This is a genomic window from Gemmatirosa kalamazoonensis (assembly GCF_000522985.1).
Classification (GTDB): domain Bacteria; phylum Gemmatimonadota; class Gemmatimonadetes; order Gemmatimonadales; family Gemmatimonadaceae; genus Gemmatirosa; species Gemmatirosa kalamazoonensis.
Genome location: NZ_CP007128.1, coordinates 3,400,141 through 3,422,674, shown reverse-complemented (window position 1 = coordinate 3,422,674; position 22,534 = coordinate 3,400,141). Strand labels below are relative to the sequence as shown.

Below are 22,534 nucleotides of genomic sequence, written 5' to 3'. Positions count from 1 at the left end.
ACTGATTAGCTTGTAGCGTGCGTTCGACCGTTCTCCTCACGGCGCTCGTGCTCGCCGCGTGCGGGTCCGACCGCCGCTCCGCCACCACCGACACCGGCGCCGCCTCGTCCGCCGCCCGTCGCGGTCCCGACGCCGTCCTGCTGCGCGTGCCGCGCGCCGGCGGCCGGGTCTCGGCGTACGTGTACCCGAAGCTCGACTCCGCGGTGTGGCGCTCGAGTGAGGCGGCGCCGGCGCTCGACCACGTGCTCGCGTTCGACGGCGAGAGCGGGCTGCTCGCGGCCGTCGACGCGCGCGGGATCCCGGTCCGTGTCGACCTCCGGCTCGGCACCGTGCGCCAGGCGAACAAGACACCGCTCGCGTCGCTCGCGTCGCTGAACGGCGTCGACATCTTCGGCGTCGCGCCGCCCAACGATGTGACGCGGCTCACACCGAGCGGCGAGTCGTGGGCGGTGAAGCTGCCCGCGCCGGTGCAGGCGATCGAGCCGCAGCGCGACGGGGGCATCCTCGTCGCCGCGCGGCGCGGGAGCGCGGGCATCGTGTGGCGTCTGCGTCCCCCGGGCACGCGCATCACCGACTCCGTCGTCGTCGAGCACGCGGACCAGGCGATCAGCGCGCGCACGCCGGAGCGCGTGTTCTTCCAGGCGGGACGCGATCTCGGCGGCGTGCAGAGTCGAACGCTGCAGCCGCTGCAGGTCGTGCGATTCGACGCGCCGGTGCGCGCGATCGCGGCGACGCCGAGCGGCGACCGCTTCTACGTCGCGCTGCAGGACCAGCCCGCGCTGAAGGTGCTCGATCGGTACAGCAACAGCGTCGCCGGCACGGTGGAGCTGCCGGGCACACCGTCCGAGCTGCGCATGGACCCGCTCGGCCGCTACGTGCTCGCGCGCGCGGCACGCGGCGACTCGAGCTGGGTGGTGGCGGTCGGCACCGACAAGGTCGTGGGCACGGTGCGCACCGCGTGGCGCACCGACCTGCCGCTCGTGCTCCCCGACGGCGCGATCCTCACCGTGGTCGGCGACGACGCGGTGCTCGTCGACGGGCAGTCGCTGAAGCAGCTGCGCAAGATCGACGGCGGCGGCGCGGATCTCTGGCACCTCGTCGTGTGGAACGGCTTCCGTCCGCGCGCCGCGGGGCTCGACAAGCCGGTGGAGTTCCAGTCGGAGGCGCCCGTCGACAGCGCGCCGACCGACACCGCGGCGGCGACCGACAGCACGGCGCCGCACCCGGACACCACCGCACACGCACCGGACACGACGCACGCGCCGCGGCCGATCGTGCCGCAGGCCGAGGCGGCGGAGACGACGGCGAAGGGCTTCACCGTGCAGTTCGCGGCGGCACGCACGGAAAGCGAAGCCAAGGCGACGCTGCGCCGGCTCAAGCTGCCGCGCGACATCGCCGCGCGCATCATCCCGTCGACGCGGCGCGGTCGACTCGTGTATCGCGTCGTCGTCGGTCCGTTCGCGACGCGCGCGCAGGCGGAGCGCATCGGCCGAGCGACGGGACACGACTACTGGCTGTACGAGGGCGCCCCGTGAGCGCGAGTCCTCCGGTCGCCGCCGGCGACGCGTGGCTCGAGGAGGGACGCCGCGCGGCGCCCGTGCTCGATGCGGTCGCGTCGGCGGTCGTCGTCGGACGCGATGCGGACGCGGCGGCGTGGGTGGCGCTCGGCATGGCGCGCGCGCAGGCCGATCGGCGTCGCGTCGCGATCGCGGATCTCGTCGGCGAGTTGGCGCCGCTGCAGGCGCTCGTCGACCCGGAGAGCGACCCGCACGGGATCTCCGACAGCTTCCTGTACGGCGTGTCGCTCAACAAGATCGCGCATCCGGCCGACGCGACCGGCAACCTGTTCGTGCTCCCGAGCGGCAGCGAGGCTGTCGCGGTCGAGGAGGTGTTCACGAGCGATCGGTGGCGGCGGCTCGCGAGCGGCTTCCGCGAGGTCGGTGCCCTGCTCCTCCTCGTCGCGCACGCCGACACGCCGGGGCTCGACACGCTCGCGACGATGGTCGACGGCAGCGTGGTGGTGGGCGACGCATCGGGCGCCCTCGCCGACGCGCCGCCGCCGCTCGCAGTGATCGCGCCGACGCGCCGCCGTCCGGTGCGCACGTCGACGACGGAGCCGACGGCGTCGGCCGCGCGGCCCGAGCCCGCGCCCACCGCGCCGGCCGGCGATCCGGCGTGGCGCCGTTGGGCGGTGTACGCGCTGCTCGCCGTCGTGCTCGCGGGCGCATTGAGCGTTTGGCTGTGGTCGCGCTCCACGTCGGTGCACGGCGACGTGCCGGTGCGCGCCGACTCCGCGCGCTCGGCAGCCGCTCGGCGCGACACGACGCGCGCGGACTCGGCCGCGCCGGCGCCTAACGGTCCGCTGCCGGCGCTCGTCGTCGCGAACCCCGCGGACTCGTCGAGCGCGGTGACGTACTCCGTGATGGTGGCGGCGTCCAACACGCCCGAAGGCGCGTTGCTCGACCCGCGCACGATGGCGACGCTGTCCGCGACCGCGCTCACGCCGGTGCTGGACGACGGCGCGCCGTGGTACCGACTGTTCGTCGGCGCGTTCGCGACGAAGGCCGGCGCCGACTCGCTGTTAGGCGCGCTGCGCCAGCGCGGTGTGCTGGGCGAGGGATCCGGGATGTCGGTGCGCGCGCCGTACGCCCTGCTCGTGGCCGACCACGTCCCCGCGCAGGACGCGCCGGCGCGCGTGCAGGCGCTCGCGCGCAAGAACGTTCCCGTCTATCCGCTGTCGCGCGGCGACGGCACCGTGGCGCTGTACGCCGGCGCCTTCGAGCGGCCGGAGCAGGCCGCGTGGCTCGCCCGCGCACTTCAAGCCGCGGGCGTCGTCCCGACGCTCGTCTACCGAACCGGGAGAAGTCTGTAGTGCGGTTGACCAAGCTCGAGCTCCACGGCTTCAAGTCGTTCGCCGACCACACGAACCTCGTGTTCGACCGCGGGGCCACGGCGATCGTGGGGCCTAACGGCTGCGGCAAGTCGAACGTCAGCGACTCCATCCGGTGGGTGCTCGGCGAGCAGCGCGCGCGCATGCTGCGCGGGGGCTCGATGACCGAGGTCATCTTCCAGGGCTCCTCGGCGCGCAAGCCGGTGAACGTCGCCGAGGTGTCGCTTCACTTCGACAACGCGGACGGCACGCTGCCCGTGCCGTTCAAAGAGGTCGTCATCACGCGGCGGCTGTCGCGCTCGGGCGACAGCGAGTACTTCCTGAATCGCGCGCCCTGTCGCCTGCGCGACATCCAGGATCTCGTGCGCGGCACGGGGCTCGGCGCCGACTCGGGCGTCGTCATCGAGAGCAAGATGATCGACGCGCTGCTCTCGGACCGCCCCGACGACCGGCGCGAGCTGTTCGAGGAGGCGGCGGGCGTCGGCCTGTACCGCGACCGGCGTCGCTCCGCCGAGCGACGGCTCGAGGAGACGACGGTCGACCTGTCGCGCCTCGACGATCTCATCAACGAGGTGGGCCAGCAGGTGCGCGCGCTCGCCCGGCAGCGACGGCGGGCGGAGCGGCACGCCGAGCTGACGGCGCGGCGGTTCAACGTCGAGCTCACGCTCGCGGGCCGCGAGATGGAGGAGTGGCGCGACGAGCTCGCGCGGCTCGACGCGCGGCTCGCCGAGCTGCAGCAGGCGAATCCGCAGGCGGAGGCACGACTCGGCGAGGCGGAGCGCGAGCGCGAGCAGGCGCACCAGCGCCGCGGCTCGGCGGAAGCGAGCCGCGGCGAGCTGGCGCGCATCGCCGCCGCGCAGCGGGAGGACGTGCTCACGCTGCGCGGCGAGATCGCCGTCGCCGAGGAGCGCCATCGCAACGCGTCGTCGCGCCGGTCGCGCGCGGAGGAGGAGCGCCGCGAGGGCGAGGCGTTAGGCGAGCGGATGCAGGCCGAGCGCGAGCGCGCGATCGACGAGCGGCGGCAGACCGAGGAGGCGCTGCGCGTCGCGATCGAGGAGCTCGCGCAGCGCACCGCGCTCGAGGAGGAGACGCGCCGCGTGGTCGCGAGCGCGCGGCAGCAGCTCGAGCAGGCGGAGCGCTCGGCGCGCGAGCTGCGTGAGCAGGCGCGCCGACTCGAGATCGACCGCGAGGCGACGAGCCGCGAGCAGACCGAGGTGCGTCAGCGGCGCGAGGCGCTGGAAGCGGATCTCGCGCAGCTGCAGGATCGTCACGCGCTCGCGAGCCGCGAGCTGGGCGAGGCCGCGCAGGCGGCCGACGCGGCGCGCGCGCAGGCCGAGGAGGCGCAGGCGGCGCTCGACGAGGCGCGGCAGCTCGTGCGGCAGGCGCGCGAGCGCGAGGCCGCGGCGCGCGCGGACGTCGCGAAGGTGGACGAGTCGCGCGCATCGCTGCAGGGCAAGGTGAACGGGCTGGAGGCGCTGGAGCGCGACCGCGTCGGACTCGCGCCCGCGGCGGCGCGGCTGCTGAAGGAGCGCTCGCGCTTCGGCGAGGCGGCGATCCTCGGTCCGCTCTCCGACTTCATCACCGCCGACGCCACGACGGCGGCGCTCGTGGAGCGCTACCTCGGCGCGACGGTGCACGCCGTGGTGGTGCGCGACACCGATGTCGCCGACGCGGTGCGCGACTGGCACTCGGCGGCGAACCTGGGCCCGCTGCTGCTGCTGCCGGCCGATGCCATCCCGCCGGCGCCGGAGGGCGGCCTCGCCGAGCAGGTCGGCGCGGCCGAGGCAGCGGGGACGTGGGTGCGCGCGCTGTTAGGCGGTGTGCGCACGCTCGGCGACGGCACGGCGTTCGTGGACGCGCGCGGCGCGATGCTGCTGCCGGGTCAGACCGGCGGGCCCGGTCCGCTGCGCCGGCGCGCGGAGATCACCGAGCTGCGCGCGGAGCTGGAACGGACCGACGCACGGCGCAACGAGGCAGTGCAACAGCTCGAAGCCGCGCGTACCGCGGTGTCCGAGGCCGATCGCGCGCAGGTGGTCGCGGCGGAAGCGACGACGGTCGCGCAGCAGGAAGCGCGGCGTGCCGACGACCTGCGCGCGGAGCTCGAGCGGCGCCGCGCGCGCGCCGAGCGTGAGCTCGCCGATGCGCAGCAGCTCGACGCGCGCCTCGTGCGCCGCGACGAGGAGCTCGCCGAGCGGCTCGCCGCGCTCGACGAGCGCGCACGCATCGCCGTGGAGCAGGCGGACACGCGCGAGCGCGAGGCCGCCGACGCGCGCGCGCAGCTCGCCGAGAGCGAGCACGCGCTGGAGACCGCGCGCGAGGAGCGCACGGTGTGGCAGGTGGAGCAGGCGCAGGCCCAGGCGCGCATGCAGGTCGCGCAGGACCGCGAGCGCCGGCTCGCGCAGGAGCTGACGACCGCGGCGCAGCGGCTCGAGGCGCTGCACCGCGAGCTGAGCACGCTCTCCGAGGCCGACAGCCAGCTCGCCGATCAGATGGGCGCGTGGCGGATGGACCTCGAGTCGCGCGAGGCCGCGTTGGGCGACATCGAGCAGCGGCTCGCCGACGCCGAGCAGGAGGTCGCGAGCGCCGACGAGGCGCTCACCGCCGCCGAGCACGCACTCGACGACGTGCGTCGCGCGAACGCGGCGCTCGCCGAGGAGCTGCACACCGCGGCGCTGCGGCACACGCAGCTCGCTGGTCGGCGCGAGGCGCTGCGCGAGCGACTGGAGGCCGAGTGGCGGCGGCCGCTCGACGAGCTGCTGTCGTCGTTCGAGCCGCTCGAGGACGAGGCCACCGGGCTGCGCGAGGAGGCCGAGGAGCTGCGCCGTCAGCTCGAGCAGCTCGGCGTCGTGAACCCGCTCGCCATCGAGGAGCACGAGGAGGAGGTACGGCGGTTCGACTTCCTCTCCGCGCAGCGCGACGACCTGTCCCAGGCGAAGGCCGCGCTGCAGCAGGCGATCCGCGAGATCGACACGACGGCGCGCGAGCTGTTCCTCGCCACGTTCGCACAGGTGCGCGAGAACTTCCGTCAGATCTTCATGACGCTGTTCGGCGGCGGCGAGTGCGACATCCGGCTCGAGGATCCGCAGCGTCCACTCGACTGCGACATCGAGATCCACGCGAGCCCCAGGGGCAAGCGCACGCAGCGCATTCATCTCCTGTCCAGTGGAGAGCGCGCACTGGTGGCGCTGTCGCTGCTGTTCGGCATCTTCCTCACGAAGCCGAGCCCGTTCTGCCTGCTCGACGAGGTGGACGCGCCGCTCGACGACCAGAACATCGGCCGCTTCGTGCGCATGCTGAACCAGTTCAAGTCGAAGACGCAGTTCATCATCATCACGCACAACCCGCGCACGACGACGGAGGCTGCGGACGCAGTCTACGGCGTCACCATGCAGGAGCCCGGGGTGTCGTCGCTGGTGAGCGTGCGGCTGCGCGGGCAGCAGGTGGACGCCGACGGCAAGGGCGACGGCGCTCCACGGGCGGACGCGGAGGAGAGCAGCGAGGCCGTGGCCGCGTCGGCGTGATCGTGCGCTCGACGACGGGCCGCGCGGTCCGGCGCGGCGTGGGGATGGTGTGCGCGCTCACGCTCGCGGTGGGTCCCGCGTGGCTCGCCGCGCAGGGCACCACCGTGGTGACCGTCACCCCGCCGCCCGAGGACACGCTGCGCTCCGTGACGCCGACGTTCGTCGTCAGCGCGACCGGCTTCGGCGCCGGCGACCTGGTGCCGACGCGGTTCCAGCTCGACACCTCGTTCCGCTTCACCGGGCCGTTCGTGCTCGACACGACGGTGCTCGCGCGGGGCGGCGCCGTCACGGTCTCCCCTACGCGCGCGCTGCCGGAGAACGTGCGCATCTTCGCGCGTGCGATCGTCACCGACCCGACGACGGGCCTCAACTTCGCGTCGCCGATCACCGGCCCGAAGCTCACACCGTTCTGGCTGACGCTCATCACGCCGCCGACCGTCGTCGGTCAGCCGGTGCGCACGCGCACGCCGCGCTTCGTCTGGCACAGCCCGCAGGTGAACGAGCCGCCGGGGCCGTGGAACTACACGATCACCATCACGAACCTCGGTCAGATCAGCTCCTTCACGAACGTGGGCTCGGACACGAGCTTCGTGCCGAAGGTCGATCTCGAGCTGAACGCGGTGTACACGTGGAGCGTGCAGGCCACGCTGGCCCGCTCGGGCCAGTCCACGATCGCCGCGGCACGCACGTTCTTCATCGAGGACCCGATGCAGACGGTCGCGACGACGGACATGTCGCCGCCGTTCCCGAGTCCGTTCCCGGGCATCACCCGCCCGGGCACGTGCATCTGGTTCGACCTGAAGAACGCGTCGACCGTGGAGCTCGACGTGTTCGACCTGCGCGGCCTGCACGTGCGACGGCTGGTGCCTAACGCGGACGTGAACGGCACGCTGCCCCCGGGCCGCTACGGGCGCGGCCGCACCGAGACGAACGAGGGGTGCGACCCGCACTTCGAGTGGGACGGCACCGACGACCGCGGCGTGTACGCGCCGGAGGGCGTCTACCTCGTGCGCTTCAGGGGCGACGGGGTGACGCGCATCCGCAAGGTGCTGTTCCGCGGCCCGCCCTGACGCGCATGCGCCTAACGACCATCGGCACCGGCGCCGCGGCGCCCGACGCGCGCCGGGTGAACGCCGGCCATCTCGTGGAGGCGGGCGGCACGAAGCTGCTGCTCGACTGCGGCAGCGGTGTCGTGCACCGCATGGCGGGCGTCGGTGCCGACTGGTCGGGGATCACGCATCTCGCGCTCACGCACTTCGACGCCGACCACGTGAGCGACGTCGCGACGCTGTTCGTCGCATGGCGGTGGGGACAGCTCCCTGCCCGCTCGGCGCCGATCACGGTGATCGGGCCGCCGGGCACGCGCGCGCTGCTCGAGCGAATCGCCGCGGCGCTGTGGGACAAGCTGCTCGCGCCGGGCTACCCGGTGGTCGTGGAGGAGCTCGCGGCCGGCGGCACCATCGCGCTCGGCGACGTCACGCTCCGGTCGCAGAAGGTACCGCACACCGACGAGAGCGTGGCATATTCCGTCGAGCACGCGGGGCGCCGCCTCGTCTACACGGGCGACACCGCGGCGGACGACGCGCTCGGCGCGTGGTCGCACGGATGCGACCTGCTGCTCGCGGAGTGCTCGCTGCCCGAGGAGATGGCGGTACCCACGCACCTCACGCCGGAGCGCGTGGCGCGGCTCGCCGCGACGGCGCAGCCTCGGCGGCTGGTGCTCACGCACTTCTATCCACCCGTCGAGCGCGTGGACATTCGATCGCTCGTCGCGCGACAGTGGGATGGCTCGGTGGAGCTCGCGCACGACGGCTGGAGCACGGACATCTGAGCGACTACGAGGAGACGTCATGCTGGTGGTGATGCAGAGCGGCGCCACGCCCGAGCAGATCGAGGCGGTGTGCGACGCGATCCGCGCGATGGGATTCCAGCCGGTGGCCATGCCCGGCGCGCAGCGCACGGCGGTGGGACTCATCGGGAACGATCGACCGGTGGACGGCAGCCCCGTCGCGGGCATGCCCGGTGTCGCCGAGGTCATCCGCGTATCGCAGCCGTTCAAGCAGGTCTCGCGCGAGTGGCGGGCCGAGAACACCGTCGTCGAGATCGCGCCCGGGGTCGCGTTCGGTGGACGCAACGTGGCGGTGATCGCGGGGCCCTGCTCCGTCGAGAGCGAGGCGCAGATCATCGCGTCGGCGCACGCGGTGCGCGATGCGGGCGCGGTGGCGCTGCGCGGCGGCGCGTTCAAGCCGCGCAGCTCGCCGTACTCGTTCCAGGGGATGGGCAAGCGCGGGCTCGAGCTGCTCGCGAAGGCGCGCGACGAGACGGGCCTCGCCATCGTCACCGAAGCGATGGACGAGGAGGGCGCGAACCTCGTCGCCGAGTACGCCGACTGCATCCAGATCGGTGCGCGCAACATGCAGAACTTCTCGCTGCTGAAGGCCGTCGGCCGCATGGACAAGCCGGTGCTGCTGAAGCGCGGCATGGCGGCCACGATCCAGGAGCTGCTGCTCGCCGCCGAGTACGTGCTCGCGGAAGGCAACACGCGCGTGATCCTGTGCGAGCGCGGCGTGCGGGGCTTCGATCCCGCGACGCGCAACATCTTCGACCTCTCGGCGATCCCGCTGGTGCACAAGCTGTCGCACCTGCCGATCATCGCCGACCCGAGCCACGGCGTGGGACTGCGCGAGCACGTGCCGTCGATGGCGCGCGCGTCGATCGCGGCCGGTGCCGACGGGCTGATCCTCGAGGTGCACCCGAACCCCGACCGCGCGCTCAGCGACGGCGCGCAGACACTGCACACGGAGCAGTTCGCGCGGCTCATGCACGAGCTGAGCACGATCGCCACCGCGATCGGGCGCGAGATGGCGCACCCAGCCGGAACGGTGGCCGGCCGCGCCGGGTAGGACAGTGCATCACCAGTGGCCTTTCCGATGCGACTGATCCATATCCCGGCCGTCCTCGGCCTGCTCACCGCCGCGACCGTCGGCGCACAGACGCCCGCGGCGACGATCGACCGCGCGGCGCGCGCGTTCAAGCAGGCGGGCACGGTGCGCGCCACGTTCGAGCAGACGCTGAACAACCCGCTCACCGGCAACCAGTCGAAGAGCACCGGCGAGCTCGCGCTCGCGCAGCCCGGCAAGCTCTCGCTCCGCTTCACCGGCGTCGGCGACCGCGTCGTGTCCGACGGCAAGTACCTGTGGGTGTATCTGCCGAGCGCCGCGCCGGGCCAGGTGCTGAAGCTCCCCGCGACGAGCAAGTCCGGCGTGGGGCTCGACGTGATCGACGATCTGCTCACGTCGCCGCGGACGAACTACGACGTCGCCGACGGCGGCGCCGCGACCATCGACGGCCGCGCGACGCACGCGGTGATCCTGACGCCGAAGCGCGAGGGCCAGGGGATCACGAAGGCCCAGGTGTGGGTCGACGACGCGAGCGGCGCGCTGCGTCAGGTCGTGCTCACACAGGACACGGGGCTCGAGCGCACGTGGCACATCACGTCGTGGACGCCGAACGCGAAGCTCGCGAAGTCCACGTTCACGTTCGATGTCCCGGCGGGCGCGCGGGTCGTCGATCAGGACGCGTTCAGAGGCGCTCGGTAGAGTCGCGGCTCACCCGTGCGACGCGCTCGGCTTCGGTGCCCGCGCGAACAGCTCGCGCTGCGACCGCGCGCCGCGCGCGAGGCCTAACGCGGCGTTGATCACGGGGTCGTCGGCCGCGCGGCGGCGGAACTCCACGTCCTGGCCGAACACGTAGCGCGAGATCTCGTACGTGAGCTGGCGCGTCACGAGCTGCTGGGCGGACTCGAACGCGCCGCGGTCCATCGTAATCTTGCGCGCCGCCATGCGCCGCCACAGGTCGTCGCGCATCGCGGGCGTGACGACGAAGTCGGGGCTCGTCACCGCGCCCGACGCCTTCACGCTGAGCGCGTACTCGGTGAGCGCGTCGCGGAACGCGCCGACCTGCCGGCCGAGCGCGCGCAGGAAGCCCAGCTCCGCCGGCGGCACGGCGGTGTCGCCAGCGGCGACGTCCGGCGTGATGCCGCCGCCGCCGTACACGGTGCGCCCGCCGTCGGTCTTGAACTTCTTGCGATCCGCCGGCTTCTCGGGCGCGACCTCCTCGTCGTCGTCGTCCTTCGTCGCATCGATCGGCTTGTTGATCGAGCGTCCGGCCGGCGTGTACCACAGCGACGTCGTGAGCTTGACGGCCGAGCCGTTAGGCAGCGGGAAGACGCTCTGCGCGCTGCCCTTGCCGTACGACGTCGTGCCGACGATGAGCGCGCGGTCGTGGTCCTGCAGCGCGCCGGCGACGATCTCCGAGGCGCTCGCGCTGCCCTCGTTCACGAGCACGACGAGCGGCAGCCCCGCCCACCGCTGTCCCGCCGAGTCGACGAAGACGTGGTTCGCTTCCGGCGTGCGGCCGCGAATGCTGACGATCGGCTGGCGCGGATCGAGGAACAGGTCGGCGACGCTGACGCCCTGATCGAGCAGGCCGCCGGGGTTGCTGCGCAGATCGAGGAGCACCGTGCGGGCGCCGAGCGCGCGCAGCGAGTCGACGCCCTGCTCCACCTCGCGCGCGCTGGCGTTCGAGAACACCGTGAGGTCGAGGTAGCCGATGCTGTCGCGCAGCAGCGCGACGTGCCGCACCGAGCGCACGTGCACCTCGTCGCGCTCCACGCTGAACGGGATGCGTCCCTCGACGCCCGGGCGCTCGATGAGCAGGCTGACCTTCGTGTGCGGCGCGCCGCGCAGCCGCTTGCTCGCCTCGTCCACCGTCCAGTCGTGCGTGGACTCGCCCCCGATCTCGACGATCCGGTCGCCGACGCGGACGCCGGCGCGCTCCGCCGGGGCGCCGGCCACCGGGTCGATCACGGTGAGCCAGCCGTCGCGGACGTCGACGCGCAGGCCGAGCCCGGCGTACGTGCCGCTGGTGCTCTCGGCCAGCCGCTTCAGCCGGTCCGGCGTGAGCACGACCGAGTGCGGGTCGCCGAGCTCGGAGACCATGCCGTCGAGCGCCTTCTCGTACAGCGAGTCGCCGCCGATCGAGTCCACGTAGTAGTGCGAGACGTGCTCGACGACCTGGTCGAACAGGCGCGCGCCGTTGGAGGCGCCGGCACCCTGCCCCTGGAGCCCACGTCCCACCAGCCACCCGCCGGTCACCAGCGCCGCGCTGAGCGCCGCCAGCACCACGATCCCACGAGAGCGCATCGATTCCTCGAGCTGTGTCCGCCGGAGCCCGGCCGGATCCGGTCTCTATAGAGACTCGCCTAGACCCGAGAATGTTTCGGGCCAGCGCGACTTCAGTGCGGCGTCGATTCGTGCTGCGACCTCGTCGACGGAGCCGCCGGCGTCGATCTGCTGCACCGGCCCTGCCTCCGGGTGCGCGGCCTGCCAGGACCCGTCGGCTGCGGCGAGGAATGCGGCGCTCACCCGGGCGTGGAACGCCGCGTCCTCGCGCTCCATCCGGTCGAGACCGCCCCGAGCGTGCATGCGGGCCTGCGCGACGCCGGGGTCGACCGTCAGCAGCAGCGTCAGGTCGGGCGTCAGCCCTCCAACGGCGAGCTGGTTCGCGTCGCGCACCAGCATCTCGTCGAGGCCGCGCCCGGCGATCTGATAGGCGTACGTCGACAGGAAGAAGCGGTCGAGCAGCACGATCGTTCCCTCGCGAAGCCGCGCCTCCAGCTGCGCCACGAGCTGCGCGCGGGCCGCCATGAACAGTAGCGCCTCCGCGCGCGGCGAGACGCCGTGCGCGGCCGGCTCGAGCAGCAGCCGTCGTATCTCGTCGCCGAGCGGCGTGCCCCCGGGCTCGCGGTAGCGCTCGGCGCGGATGCCTAACGCGACGAGGCGGTCGGCGAGCCGTGCCACCTGCGTCGTCTTGCCGACGCCCTCCGCGCCTTCGACGACGAGGAGCAGCCCTCGACTCACCCGAGCGTGATGATGGAGCTCGCGGCGCCCTTGCGGATCCCCTCGCTGATCCACTCGTTCACGCGCAGCATGAGCTTGTCGAAGTTGTCCTGGGCCGCGATCGCGCGCTGGTAGGTCGCGTTCACCTGCACCTTCGACAGCAGGTCGTCGAGCTGCTGCTCCATCTCGGGCGTCGGGTTCTGGCCGCGCTCGATCATCGCCTGCGCCTCGGAGCGGAGCCGCTCCATCTCGCGGATGAGCGTGACCGCCTCGCGGTCCTCGCCGAGCGCGTCGCTCGTGCGCTTCACGGCGCGGTACTCGTCGCTCTGTCCGATGAGCCGTCCGAGCTCGGTCGCTTTGTCCTGCAGCATATCCGGGTTTCTCCACGCTCCCCGCTCCACGCTCCACGCTCGCCACGCGCCGCGAACGGGCCGAGCGTGGAGCGTGGAGCGGGGAGCGTAGAGAGCCTCAGGTTTTGATCGCGAGCACGAACCGCTCCCGCCCCGCGAGGTCGAGTCGAACACGCACGCCGCGATACCGGCCGTCGGTGGCCGCGAGCTCCGCGGCGAGCGACGCGCGGCGCGCGTCGACCTCGAGCGCGAGCAGCCCGCCAGGCTCCAGCACGTCGGCCGCCTGCCGCACGATCGCGGCGGTGGCCGCCATGCCGTCGGCGCCGCTGAACAGCGCGAGCGCGGGCTCCCAGTCGCGCACCCCCGCCGGCAGGGCGGCCGCTTCCTCGAACGCGATGTACGGCGGGTTCGACACGACGCAGCGCGCGCGCACGCCGCGCACCGGCGCGAGCAGCGACCCGGCGCGGAACTCCACCGGGCAGCGCAGCGCGCGGGCGCACAGATCCGCGTTGCGGCGCGCGACGTCGAGCGCGTCGAGCGACACGTCGGTCGCGATCACGCGCTCGAGCGGCCCCTCGCTCGCGAGCGCGAGCGCGATCGCACCCGAGCCGGTGCCGACGTCCACCGCGATGCCGGCGTGCCGGGTGCCTAACGCCGCGAGCACCTCGTCGACCAGCATCTCGGTCTCCTGGCGTGGGATCAGCACGCGCTCGTCGACGTCGAGCGTGAGGTGGCGGAACGCCGCGCGCCGCGCCGCGTACGCGAACGGCGCCCCCGACGCCCGGCGGGCCGCGGCGCGGCGCGCGGCGTCGCGCACGTCCTCGTCCACCGTGGCCCCGCGGTGCAGCGTCGGCCAGAAGCGCGGCACGTCGAGCAGCGCGGCGACGAGGTCGCGCGCCTCCTCGCGCGCCTGCGCGAGCCCCGCCGCGGCGAGCGTGGCGGCGATCTCGCTCACCACCGCCTCGACGGTGAGCGCGGCACCGGCGACGGTGCGCTCGTCAGTCATCGGCGAGCCGCTCCTCGACGTCGGCGAGCTGCAGCGCTTCGATGAGCGGCGCGAGCTCCCCGTTCATCACCGCGTCGATGTCGTGCGACGTGAAGCCGATGCGATGGTCGGTCACGCGGCTCTGCGGGAAGTTGTAGGTGCGGATCTTCGCCGACCGGTCGCCGGTGCTCACCTGCGAGCGGCGCAGCCGCGCGCGCTCCGCCTCGCGCTCCGCGATCATGCGGTCGAGCAGCCGCGCGCGCAGGATCTCCATCGCCTTGATCTTGTTCTGGAGCTGCGACTTCTGATCCTGCTGGCTGACGACGACGCCGGTCGGGATGTGCGTGATGCGCACCGCGCTGTCCGTCGTGTTCACGCTCTGCCCACCGGGACCCGACGAGCGGAACACGTCGATGCGGAGATCCTTCTCGTCGATCTTGAGGTCGATCTCCTCCGCCTCCGGCAGCACGGCGACCGTCGCCGCCGACGTGTGGATGCGCCCCTGCGCCTCCGTGGCGGGCACGCGCTGCACGCGGTGCACGCCGCTCTCGTGGCGCAGCGCGCCGAACGGGCCCGTCCCGTCGACCTTGAACACCGCCTCCTTGATGCCGCCTAACGTTCCCTCGCTGATCGAGATCGGCTCCACGCGCCAGCCGCGCCGCTCGACGTAGCGCGTGTACATGCGGAACAGGTCCGCGGCGAACAGCGCGGCCTCGTCGCCCCCGGTTCCGGCGCGGATCTCGACGATGCACGGGCGATCGTCGAGCGGGTCCCGCGGGATGAGCAGCGGACGCAGCGCGCGCTCGAGCTCCGCGACCTCCGCCTCCAGCCGCTCCACCTCGGCGCGCGCCTCGGCGGCCAGCTCCGCGTCGTCGGTCGTCGCGAGGTCGCGCGCGTCGACCAGCTCACGCTCGGCGCGCTCCATCCGCCGGTTCGTCTCCACGACCGCGGCGAGGCGATGGTGCTCGCGCGCCAGCTCGGCCAGCCGCTTCGCATCGCGCGCGGTGTCGCTGTCGGCGAGCTCCCGCTCCACGTCGGCGGCGCGCGCCACGGCCTCGCTGAGCCGCTCGCGCAGCGCGTCGGCGACGCTCACTGCGGCGCCTCTCCGGGGTGCGGCGCGGGTCGAGCGGACACGATCGGACGACGAGGAGGCACGACGGACAGGGGGCGATGGGTGGCGGGCCGCGCAATATACGCCGAGCCGAGGCTAAGGAACAAGCTGACAAGGGCTTGCGTCACAGGAAGATCACGCGCGTGGCGTTGACATCGGCGCGCACAGCGCGCAGCGTATGGCATGCTCGTCCATCGACTCGCCGACTTCCTCGCGTCCGTTCCGCTCTTCAGTCGCTTGTCGACCGACGAGCGTCGCGGCTTCGCCGCCCTCGCGCGCGAGCAGCGCTATCCGCGCGGTGCGCTCATCGTCCGGCAAGGCGACCCGGGCGACGCGCTCTACGTCCTCCGCTCTGGCTCCGTGAAGGTCGCCATCGTTGGCGACGACGGACGCGAGGTGATCCTCGACACGCTCGGCCAGGGCGCGCACTTCGGTGAGCTCGCGCTCATCGACGGCCGGCCGCGCTCCGCGCACGTCGTTGCCGTCGATCCCGCGGTGCTGCTCGTGCTGCGACGCGAGGACTTCCGGCGCGAGGTCGAGCGGCAGACGCGCGTCGCGTGGGCGCTGCTCGAGGAGCTGTCGCGGCGGCTGCGCGACGCGGACGAGAAGATCACCGCGCTCGTGCTGCTCGACGTCCCGGGGCGCGTCGCGCGGCTGCTGCTCGATCGCGCGACCGGCACGCCGCCGACGATCGAGCGCGCGCCGACGCACGAGACCATGGCGCAGATGATCGGCGCGAGCCGCGAGACCGTGTCGCGCGCGATGCGCGAGCTGCAGGACGCGGGGCTCATCGAGGTCGAGCGGCGCATGGTCCGCGTGCTCGATCAGGAAGGGCTCGCGCGCCGCGGCCGCCCGGGCGCGACGCCGTCGCGCGCGGCGCGCGGCGCGGCGCGCCCGGCGGAGGCGCCGGAGGACGTGGACAGCGACGTCGCCGACAGCGACGTCGACGACGGCGACGCCACCGGATCGAGCGACGCCGGCGCGGGCGACGAGTAGCGTCGCATGGGCGGGTGGAACGTGCGGCTGTGGGGCGTGCGCGGCTCGGTGCCCGCCCCGGGGTCCGCGACTCGTCGACACGGCGGCAACACGTCGTGCGTGACCGTGCGGACCGCCGAGGGCCACTGGCTCGTGCTCGACGCGGGCACCGGCATCCGCGCGTTCGGCGAGGAGCTGCTCGCGACGACGCCGCCTAACGACGGCCGGACGCCGCTCGAGCTGACGCTGCTGCTCACGCACGTGCACTGGGACCACGTGCAGGGGCTGCCGTTCTTCGCGCCGCTCTACGACCCGCGGCTGCGCCTCACGTTCGGCGTCGCGGCGGCCGTCGAGCCGACGGTGCGCGCGAGCCTGCAGCGGCAGATGTGCCCTCCGTCGTTCCCCGTCCGCCTCGACGCGCTCCGCTCGACGATCGCGTTTCTCCCCGTGGCCGACGCGGGCACGCGCGTGCACGACGCGACGGTCCGGCCGATCGAGGCGCATCACCCCGACGGCGCGGTCGGCTGGCGCCTCGACGACGTGGACGGTACACGCCTGCTGGCGTTCCTCCCGGACAACGAGATCGACGAGGCGCACGGGCGACACGGGCTCCGCACACGCTGGGTGGAGATGCTGCGCGGCGTCCGCCTGCTGCTGCACGACGCCACCTACCTGCCCGCGGACGCGCCGCGCCATCGCGGCTGGGGCCATTCCGCGTGGGACGAGGCCGTGCGGCTCGCCGTCGAGGCGCGCGTCGAGCGGCTGGTGCTGTTCCACCACCACCCCGACCGCTCCGACGCGGCGGTCGACCGCATCGTGGACGAGGCGCGCGCGCTCGCGGCGTCGTTAGGCAGCCCGCTCCGGATCCTCGCCGCCGCCGAGGGACTCGTCCTGCACGTCTAGCGCCGCGTCACGCGTCACGCGTCACGCGAGACGCGTCACGCGTGACGCGCGCCGTATCCTCCACCGCCGGGCGTCTCGATCGTCACCACGTCGCCGGCACGGAGCCGCACGCGGCACTTCGCGGGAAGCGGCTCGCCGTTCAGCAGGTTCCGCCCGGGCGTGCCGTCATCCCCACCCGCCGCGCCGCGCGGCGCGCGACGACGGCGCTCGGTGAGCAGCGTCACGGTGCACGGCTCCAGCGCGCGGTAGCTCCGCACCACGCCGTCGCCCCCGCGGTGCGCGCCGGCGCCGCCGCTCCCCGCGCGCACCGCGTATCGGTCCACGCGCAGCGGGTACGCCGTCTCCAGCGACTCCACCGGCGTGTTGAGCGTGTTGCTCATCCCGACGTGCACGCCGGTCGGGCCCTCGCCGACGTCGCTCGCGCCCTGGCCGCCGCCTAACGTCTCGTAGAACGTCCAGCCGTCGCCGCCGAACGTGACGTTGTTCATCGTCCCCTGCCCCTGCGCGGGCACGGTCACGCCGGCGTCGGCGAGCGCGGCGAACAGGGTGTCGGTGAGGCGCTGCGACATCTCGACGTTGCCGGCGGCCACCGCGGCGGGCCACCGCGCGTTCGCCACGCAGTCCTCCGGCACCACGAGCGAGATCGCCCGCGCCACGCCGTCGTTCGTCGGCACGTCGTCGTCGAGCAGCGTGCGCAGCACGAACACCGCCGCCGCCATCGCCACGCTGCGCGGGCAGTTCACGTTGCCGCGCACCTGCGGCGACGTGCCCGCGAGGTCGACGTGCAGCCGGCCGCCGACGATGCGCACCGACGCGCGCACCGGCACGTCGTCCTCCGTCACGCCGTCCCCCTCCAGCGCGTCGACGGCGGACCCCTCGGCCCCCTCGAACGCGGCGAGCCGTGCCGACGCGCGCCGCGTCGTGTACGCGAGCAGCGCGTCCACCGCCGCACGCACGCGCGCCTCGCCCGACCGCGCCCACAGCGCGCGCCACCCGTCGCGCCCCGCCGCGCACGCCGCGAGCTGCGCGCGCACGTCGCCGAGCCGCTCGTCGGGCGTGCGCACGTTCGCCAGCAGCAGCGCGAGCACGTCGTCGACGATCTCGCCCGCGCGCACGAGCCGCACCGGCGGCACCACCAGCCCTTCCTGCACGAGCTCCGTGGCCCCCTGCGGCATGCTTCCCGGGCTCATGCCGCCCACGTCCGCGTGGTGCGCGCGCACGGCGGCGTAGCCGATCACGGCGTCGTGCGTGCGATCGTTAGGCCGCGCGGGGTCGCCGATCGCCTCCACCGTCGTGAGGTCGGGGAGATGCGAGCCGCCGCGGAACGGATCGTTCAGCAGGAACACGTCGCCCGGCTCCGGTCGACGTGCGCGCACCGCGGCCACCGAGTCCGGCATCGCGCCGAGGTGCACGGGGATGTGCGCGGCCTGCGCCACCATGCGGCCGTCGCCGTCGAACAGCGCCGCCGATGCGTCGCGGCGCTCGCGGATGTTCGGCGACAGCGACGCGCGCACGAGCACGCTGCCCATCTCCTCGGCGATCATCGCCACCGCGTTCGACCACACCGTGAGCTCCAGCGGATCGAACGTCGCGCGCTGCTCGCTCATGCGACCTCCACGAGCCACCCGCCGGTCGGCAGCGCGCGCGCCGTCCACCCGTCGGCGACGCGCAGCGTCGCGTCGGGCAGCGCCACCGTCGCCGCGCCGTGCACCGTCGCGTCGAGCGCCGCACCGTCGTCGACCATCGCGCCCTGCACGAACGTCGCCGGCGCCGCCCGCTCGCGCCGCGCGAACCGCACCGCGTGCCCCGGGTCCGAGACCGCGTGCCGCGCGCTCACCAGCTCCACGTCGTGCGCGAGCGTGAACCCCATCCGCGCGCGATGCGTCTCGGCGAACCGACGCGCGATCGCCGCGCCGTCGTCGCCGTCCACGAGCGGCACCTCCAGCTCGTGCCCCTGCCCCGCGTAGCGCGCCCGCACCCATGTGCGCGACTCGCGCGCCGCGGCGCCGGCGCGGCTGCCTAACGACGCGACGAGGGCGGCGACGTCCGTCGCGGCGAGCTCGGACGCGCGCCGCATCACCGAGCCGATCGCCTCGCGGCGCGCCGGCGCGAGCGCGAGCCCCACCGCGCTCAGCACCCCCGCGTGCGGCGGGACGAGCACGGTGCGCACGCCGAGCTGTTCGGCCAGCGCGCACGCGTGCAGCGGGCCGCCGCCGCCGAACGCGACGAGCACGCACGCGCGGGGGTCGAGCCCCCGCTCCACGCTCACGCGGCGCAGCGCGCGCGCCATCTCCGCGTCCGCCGCGCCGAGCAGCGCACGCGCCACCCGCTCCACGCCGTCGCGCGCGCCGCCCAGCCCGACCCGCTCGGCGAGCGACGCGACGGCCCGCACCGCGAGATCGGGATCGATCGCGACGCCGCCCTGGAACTGCCCGCGCCCGATGTGGCCGAGCGCGAGGTGTGCGTCGGTGATCGTCGCTTCCGTGCCGCCGCGCGCGAAGGCCGCGGGTCCGGGCACCGCGCCCGCGCTCCGCGGCCCCGCGCGCAGCGCGCCCGCGTCGTCCACCCACCCGACGCTGCCGCCGCCGGCCGACACGGTCTCCACGAGCACCCGCGGCAGCGCGATCGGCACGCCCGCCACCGTGCCGCCCGCCTCCACGAGCGGCTCGCCGTCGACGATCAGTCCCACGTCCGCGCTCGTGCCGCCGATGTCGATCGTGAGCGCGAGCGGGTAGCGGTCGGCGCCTAACGCGCGCAGCACGGCCGCCGCACCGGCGACGCCGCCCGCGGGTCCCGAGAGCGCGAGCGATGCCGCGCCGCGCTCCGCCTCGCGCGCCTCGCGCACCCCGCCGCTGGACGTCATCACCATCGGCGCGGGAACGCCGCGCTCCGCCAGCCGCGCCGAAAGCCGCGCGAGGTAGCGCGCCACGCGCGGGCGCGCGTACGCCTCGGCCGACGTCGTCGCCGCCCGCTCGTACTCGCGGATCTCCGGCAGCACGTCCGACGACAGCACAATGTCCACCCCGGGAAGCCGGCGGGCCAGCGCCGCGCCTAACAGCCGTTCGTGCCCCTCGTCGCGGTACGCGTGCAGCAGCGACACCGCCACCGCCTCCGGCGCGAGCGCCGCGACCGCGTCGGCCACCTCCGCCGCGGCCTCCGGCGTGAGCGCGCGCACGATGCCGTGCGGCTCGATGCGCTCCGGCACCGCCACCGTGCGCTCCACCGGCACGAGCGGTGGCGGATGATGCGCCGTGAGATCGTAGAGCCGCGCCCGCGCCTGACGGCGCAGCCGGAGCACGTCGGTGTGTCCTTCGGTCGCGCAGAGTGCCACGCGCGCGCCGGTGCGCTCGAGCAGGAGGTTCGTCACCACGGTCGTGCCGTGCACCACGCGCGCGACCGACTCGCCGGATGCACCGAACGCGTCCAGCGAGGCGAGCACGCCGTTGCTCTGGTCTGCGGGATCGGAGAGGACCTTCGCCGTCGTCACGCGCCCCTCCGCGTCGAGCGCGGCGAGGTCGGTGAACGTCCCGCCGACGTCGACGCCGACGTGCCAGGTCATGCGCGGGACATGCGCCGCAGCCCCCACCACAGCCCCGTGTGCGCGGGCAGCGCGAGCGCGAAGATCTCCCCGCTCTTCTGCCCCACGCCTAACGCGACGAGCCACCCGACCACGCTCAGCGCGAGCAGCAGCGCCGCGACCCGCTCGGCGCGCCCGGCCCAGCGCGCGCGCGTCGCCCGCAGCCGGCTGCCCACAGCGGGAACGACGAGCACCAGCGCGATGAGCACGAGCGGGCTGAACGCCCCGAGGTTCAGGTTGCGTCCCATGAACACGTGCCGCGTGACCGTCCCCGCGAGAAGCACCGCGGTGCCGGCGAGGCCCGCGACCAGCGTCCACACGCCCGCCACGACGCCGAAGCCCGCATCGGCCCCGCGCCGCCCGGCCGCGCTGGCGCGCCCGAGCACCGCGAGCGTTGCGCCGAGCGCGAGGCCGCCGAGCAGGTAGGCGAGCAGGTGCGATGTCGGGCGTTCCGGCTCGGGAGCCCTCGTCGCCGCGTAGAGCTGTCGCTCCTGCAGCACGAGCGGCGCGCTCGACCCGTCCGGCATCGTGACGCGCACCCCGCGCAGGTGGCGCATGAGCCGCACGGGCAGAAACGATTCCTCCCAGGCCGTGAGCTCGCGGTCGGCCGGCCGGCCGAGCGCCAGCTGGATCCCGGTGTACACGGCGGGATCGCCGTCCGTTAGGCGGCGCGTGTGCGAGCGGTACGTCGTGCCGGTGAGTCGCGTCGCGGTCGCGCGGCGGATCGCGCCGCCGAGAGCGCGGTCGAGCGCGTCGCGGACGCGGGTCGAGCAGTTGTCGAGGTAGTAGTCGTACCGGTAGAACTTGTTCTCCTCGCGCGCGTTCCACTCGATGTACTGCAGCAGCGCGAGCCGCTGCGCGGGCGTCAGGTTCAGCTCCTGCGCCCACACGGAGCGGTTCTCCTCCCGCGCATAGTGCTCCACCAGCGCGTTCGCGTCGAACCCCTCCATCCAGTAGCGCGTGTCGCCCGTGAGGAACCGCTGGAGGAACCGCGGCTGGTTGAAGTCGAACATCCCCCAGTTGTAGGCGACGTCGATCCCGCGCCGCGGATCGGAGATCCAGATCGCGTTGTGCCCGAACCGCTCCCACACCGCGCTCCCCGCGCCGACCGTGAGCAGCATCACCCGCAGCTCGCTCCCCGGCTCGGCCACCGCGGGCGGAGCGCTCTGGGCGCCCTGCCCGGCCTGCATGCGCTGCTGCGGCCCCGGCGCCGGCGCGGAGAGCAGCGGTCGCTGCGGGAGTGTCGGCGGCGTCTGCGCGACGGCCGCGCGCGTGCAGCACGCGACGGCGAGCGCCGTCGTCAGGCGGCGGAGCAGACTCACAGTCGGATCTCGCGCCGCTCGTCGGCCGCCTTGTAGATCGCCTCCAGCACGCGCATCACGCGCACCTGGTCGGTGGGCGCCTCGTACGGCGTCGTACCCGTCGCCACGGCGACGAAGTGCGCGAGCTGCGCGCGATACGACTGCAGGAACGGGCTCTCGCGCGCCGCGGCGCCCGACGGCGACACGTCGACCGCGCGCCCGTTCAGCTCCTTCACCACGCGCAGCGGCGCGAGGCGCGCGCTCCCGCGCGACAGCATCACCTCGAACCACGACCGCTCCTCGTCGCCGACGTACGACCACGACACGTCGAGCCCGAACGACACGTCGCCGGCCAGCTCCAGGCCGACCAGCATCGTGTCCTCGATCGCGTTCGCGCCGCGCCCACGCCGCATGTATGCGCCGACGCGCTCGGGCTCCGGAAAGTCCGACAGCCACAGCGCGAGATCGAGGAGCGGGAAGCCGTGCTCGAGGAACGCGCCGCCGCCCGCTTCCGCGCGACGCTGCCGCCATCCCTGCGGCGGACGCGGCGCGTACACGCCGGCGCGCACCGCTTCCACCTTGCCGAGCTCCCCGTTCACGATGTACCGCTCGAGCGCCTGCACGTCGCTGCGGAACCGGTGGTTGTTGCCGACCACGACACGACGGCCGCTCTTCTGCGCTGCGCTCAGCACGCGCTCCACGCCGCGGGCCGTCATCGCCAGCGGCCGCTCGCACAGCACGTGCAGCCCCGCGCGAAGCGCGCTGAGCGCGTGCGGCTCGTGCAGGTGGTTCGGCGTCGCGAGCACGATCGCGTCGAGGGTGTCCGAGTCCAGCAGCTCCTCGAGATCCGTGTACACGTCGGGCACGTCGAACCGATCGGCGAGCGCGCGCGCCTTCGCGGCGTCGTTGTCGCACAGCGCCACCAGCCGCGCGCCACGCATCTTCGCCAGCACGGGGATGTGCGCGACCTGCGCGATGGCACCGGTCCCCACCACCGCCAGCCGCAGCGCGTCCGTCATGC

18 protein-coding genes are annotated in these 22,534 nt (G+C 74.1%); 9 read left to right on the top strand and 9 right to left on the bottom strand.

What is annotated here, in order from left to right:
- The first annotated feature begins 17 nt into the window (after positions 1-17).
- Genes J421_RS14770 through J421_RS14740 form a run of 7 tightly spaced genes read left to right on the top strand, consistent with a single transcriptional unit; the run spans position 18 to position 10,010 of the window.
- Positions 18-1,535, top strand: a complete 1,518-nt coding sequence (locus J421_RS14770; protein ID WP_025411954.1) for an SPOR domain-containing protein — start codon at positions 18-20, stop codon at positions 1,533-1,535.
- Positions 1,532-2,872 carry an SPOR domain-containing protein gene (locus J421_RS14765; protein ID WP_025411953.1) on the top strand — a complete coding sequence of 447 codons (1,341 nt, stop codon included), beginning with the start codon at positions 1,532-1,534 and terminating at the stop codon, positions 2,870-2,872. The genes J421_RS14770 and J421_RS14765 overlap by 4 nt, the downstream gene beginning before the upstream one ends.
- 5 nt (positions 2,873-2,877) lie before the next feature.
- On the top strand, positions 2,878-6,411 hold the full coding sequence (smc, locus tag J421_RS14760) for a chromosome segregation protein SMC (RefSeq protein ID WP_158508801.1): 3,534 nt from the start codon (positions 2,878-2,880) through the stop codon (positions 6,409-6,411).
- A 2-nt stretch (positions 6,412-6,413) separates the two neighbouring features.
- Positions 6,414-7,481: a hypothetical protein gene (locus tag J421_RS14755; RefSeq protein ID WP_148306334.1), complete on the top strand. Its 1,068-nt coding sequence runs from the start codon at positions 6,414-6,416 to the stop codon at positions 7,479-7,481.
- Positions 7,482-7,486: 5 nt separating this feature from the next.
- On the top strand, positions 7,487-8,242 hold the full coding sequence (locus tag J421_RS14750; RefSeq protein WP_025411950.1) for an MBL fold metallo-hydrolase: 756 nt from the start codon (positions 7,487-7,489) through the stop codon (positions 8,240-8,242).
- 19 nt (positions 8,243-8,261) lie between these two features.
- Positions 8,262-9,314, top strand: a complete 1,053-nt coding sequence (aroF, locus tag J421_RS14745; RefSeq protein ID WP_025411949.1) for a 3-deoxy-7-phosphoheptulonate synthase — start codon at positions 8,262-8,264, stop codon at positions 9,312-9,314.
- A gap of 27 nt (positions 9,315-9,341) precedes the next feature.
- Positions 9,342-10,010: a LolA family protein gene (locus tag J421_RS14740; protein ID WP_025411948.1), complete on the top strand. Its 669-nt coding sequence runs from the start codon at positions 9,342-9,344 to the stop codon at positions 10,008-10,010.
- 9 nt (positions 10,011-10,019) lie between these two features.
- Here J421_RS14740 and J421_RS14735 read toward each other — a convergent pair whose 3' ends face one another.
- The 5 genes from J421_RS14735 to prfA all read right to left on the bottom strand — a co-directional run bounded on the left by J421_RS14735 (position 10,020) and on the right by prfA (position 14,739).
- A complete protein-coding gene (locus J421_RS14735) occupies positions 10,020-11,615 on the bottom strand; it encodes a S41 family peptidase (RefSeq protein WP_104022642.1) in 1,596 nt (531 codons plus the stop codon).
- 45 nt (positions 11,616-11,660) lie between these two features.
- Positions 11,661-12,332: a dTMP kinase gene (tmk, locus tag J421_RS14730; protein WP_025411946.1), complete on the bottom strand. Its 672-nt coding sequence runs from the start codon at positions 12,330-12,332 to the stop codon at positions 11,661-11,663.
- A complete protein-coding gene (locus tag J421_RS14725; protein ID WP_025411945.1) occupies positions 12,329-12,682 on the bottom strand; it encodes a YlbF/YmcA family competence regulator in 354 nt (117 codons plus the stop codon). Before J421_RS14725 ends, tmk begins: the two co-directional genes overlap by 4 nt.
- Before the next feature lie 97 nt (positions 12,683-12,779).
- On the bottom strand, positions 12,780-13,667 hold the full coding sequence (prmC, locus tag J421_RS14720) for a peptide chain release factor N(5)-glutamine methyltransferase (protein ID WP_025411944.1): 888 nt from the start codon (positions 13,665-13,667) through the stop codon (positions 12,780-12,782).
- Positions 13,660-14,739 carry a peptide chain release factor 1 gene (gene prfA / locus J421_RS14715; protein WP_025411943.1) on the bottom strand — a complete coding sequence of 360 codons (1,080 nt, stop codon included), beginning with the start codon at positions 14,737-14,739 and terminating at the stop codon, positions 13,660-13,662. Before prfA ends, prmC begins: the two co-directional genes overlap by 8 nt.
- A 201-nt stretch (positions 14,740-14,940) precedes the next feature.
- Here prfA and J421_RS14710 point away from each other — a divergent pair, with 201 nt between their 5' ends.
- Both J421_RS14710 and J421_RS14705 read left to right on the top strand, forming a co-directional pair.
- Positions 14,941-15,753, top strand: coding sequence for a Crp/Fnr family transcriptional regulator (locus J421_RS14710; protein WP_025411942.1), 813 nt, complete (start codon positions 14,941-14,943; stop codon positions 15,751-15,753).
- Positions 15,754-15,759: 6 nt separating this feature from the next.
- Positions 15,760-16,635 carry an MBL fold metallo-hydrolase gene (locus J421_RS14705; RefSeq protein WP_025411941.1) on the top strand — a complete coding sequence of 292 codons (876 nt, stop codon included), beginning with the start codon at positions 15,760-15,762 and terminating at the stop codon, positions 16,633-16,635.
- 35 nt (positions 16,636-16,670) lie between these two features.
- On the opposite strand, the gene J421_RS14700 is transcribed toward J421_RS14705, so the two are convergent.
- The 4 genes from J421_RS14700 to J421_RS14685 are packed head-to-tail and all read right to left on the bottom strand — an operon-like array spanning position 16,671 to position 22,532.
- Complete coding sequence (locus J421_RS14700; protein ID WP_025411940.1) at positions 16,671-18,242, bottom strand: hydantoinase B/oxoprolinase family protein; 1,572 nt, start codon at positions 18,240-18,242, stop codon at positions 16,671-16,673.
- The gene (locus tag J421_RS14695; RefSeq protein WP_025411939.1) at positions 18,239-20,194 is read right to left on the bottom strand and encodes a hydantoinase/oxoprolinase family protein; all 1,956 of its coding nucleotides are present in this window, start codon (positions 20,192-20,194) and stop codon (positions 18,239-18,241) included. The genes J421_RS14700 and J421_RS14695 overlap by 4 nt, the downstream gene beginning before the upstream one ends.
- Positions 20,191-21,534, bottom strand: a complete 1,344-nt coding sequence (locus J421_RS14690) for an Lnb N-terminal periplasmic domain-containing protein (RefSeq protein ID WP_025411938.1) — start codon at positions 21,532-21,534, stop codon at positions 20,191-20,193. Before J421_RS14690 ends, J421_RS14695 begins: the two co-directional genes overlap by 4 nt.
- Positions 21,531-22,532 (bottom strand): Gfo/Idh/MocA family protein, encoded by a 1,002-nt coding sequence (locus J421_RS14685; RefSeq protein WP_025411937.1) that lies wholly within the window; start codon positions 22,530-22,532, stop codon positions 21,531-21,533. The genes J421_RS14690 and J421_RS14685 overlap by 4 nt, the downstream gene beginning before the upstream one ends.
- Positions 22,533-22,534 lie beyond the last annotated feature (2 nt).

Excerpts from the sequence above, each read along its gene's own strand:
- J421_RS14750 (WP_025411950.1), top strand. The coding sequence starts at position 7,487 with ATGCGCCTAACGACCATCGGCACCGGCGCCGCGGCGCCCGACGCGCGC.
- aroF (WP_025411949.1), top strand. The coding sequence starts at position 8,262 with ATGCTGGTGGTGATGCAGAGCGGCGCCACGCCCGAGCAGATCGAGGCG.
- J421_RS14740 (WP_025411948.1), top strand. The coding sequence starts at position 9,342 with ATGCGACTGATCCATATCCCGGCCGTCCTCGGCCTGCTCACCGCCGCG.
- J421_RS14735 (WP_104022642.1), bottom strand. The coding sequence starts at position 11,615 with ATGCGCTCTCGTGGGATCGTGGTGCTGGCGGCGCTCAGCGCGGCGCTG.
- J421_RS14725 (WP_025411945.1), bottom strand. The coding sequence starts at position 12,682 with ATGCTGCAGGACAAAGCGACCGAGCTCGGACGGCTCATCGGACAGAGC.
- prmC (WP_025411944.1), bottom strand. The coding sequence starts at position 13,667 with ATGACTGACGAGCGCACCGTCGCCGGTGCCGCGCTCACCGTCGAGGCG.
- J421_RS14710 (WP_025411942.1), top strand. The coding sequence starts at position 14,941 with ATGCTCGTCCATCGACTCGCCGACTTCCTCGCGTCCGTTCCGCTCTTC.
- J421_RS14705 (WP_025411941.1), top strand. The coding sequence starts at position 15,760 with ATGGGCGGGTGGAACGTGCGGCTGTGGGGCGTGCGCGGCTCGGTGCCC.
- J421_RS14700 (WP_025411940.1), bottom strand. The coding sequence starts at position 18,242 with ATGAGCGAGCAGCGCGCGACGTTCGATCCGCTGGAGCTCACGGTGTGG.
- J421_RS14695 (WP_025411939.1), bottom strand. The coding sequence starts at position 20,194 with ATGACCTGGCACGTCGGCGTCGACGTCGGCGGGACGTTCACCGACCTC.
- J421_RS14685 (WP_025411937.1), bottom strand. The coding sequence starts at position 22,532 with ATGACGGACGCGCTGCGGCTGGCGGTGGTGGGGACCGGTGCCATCGCG.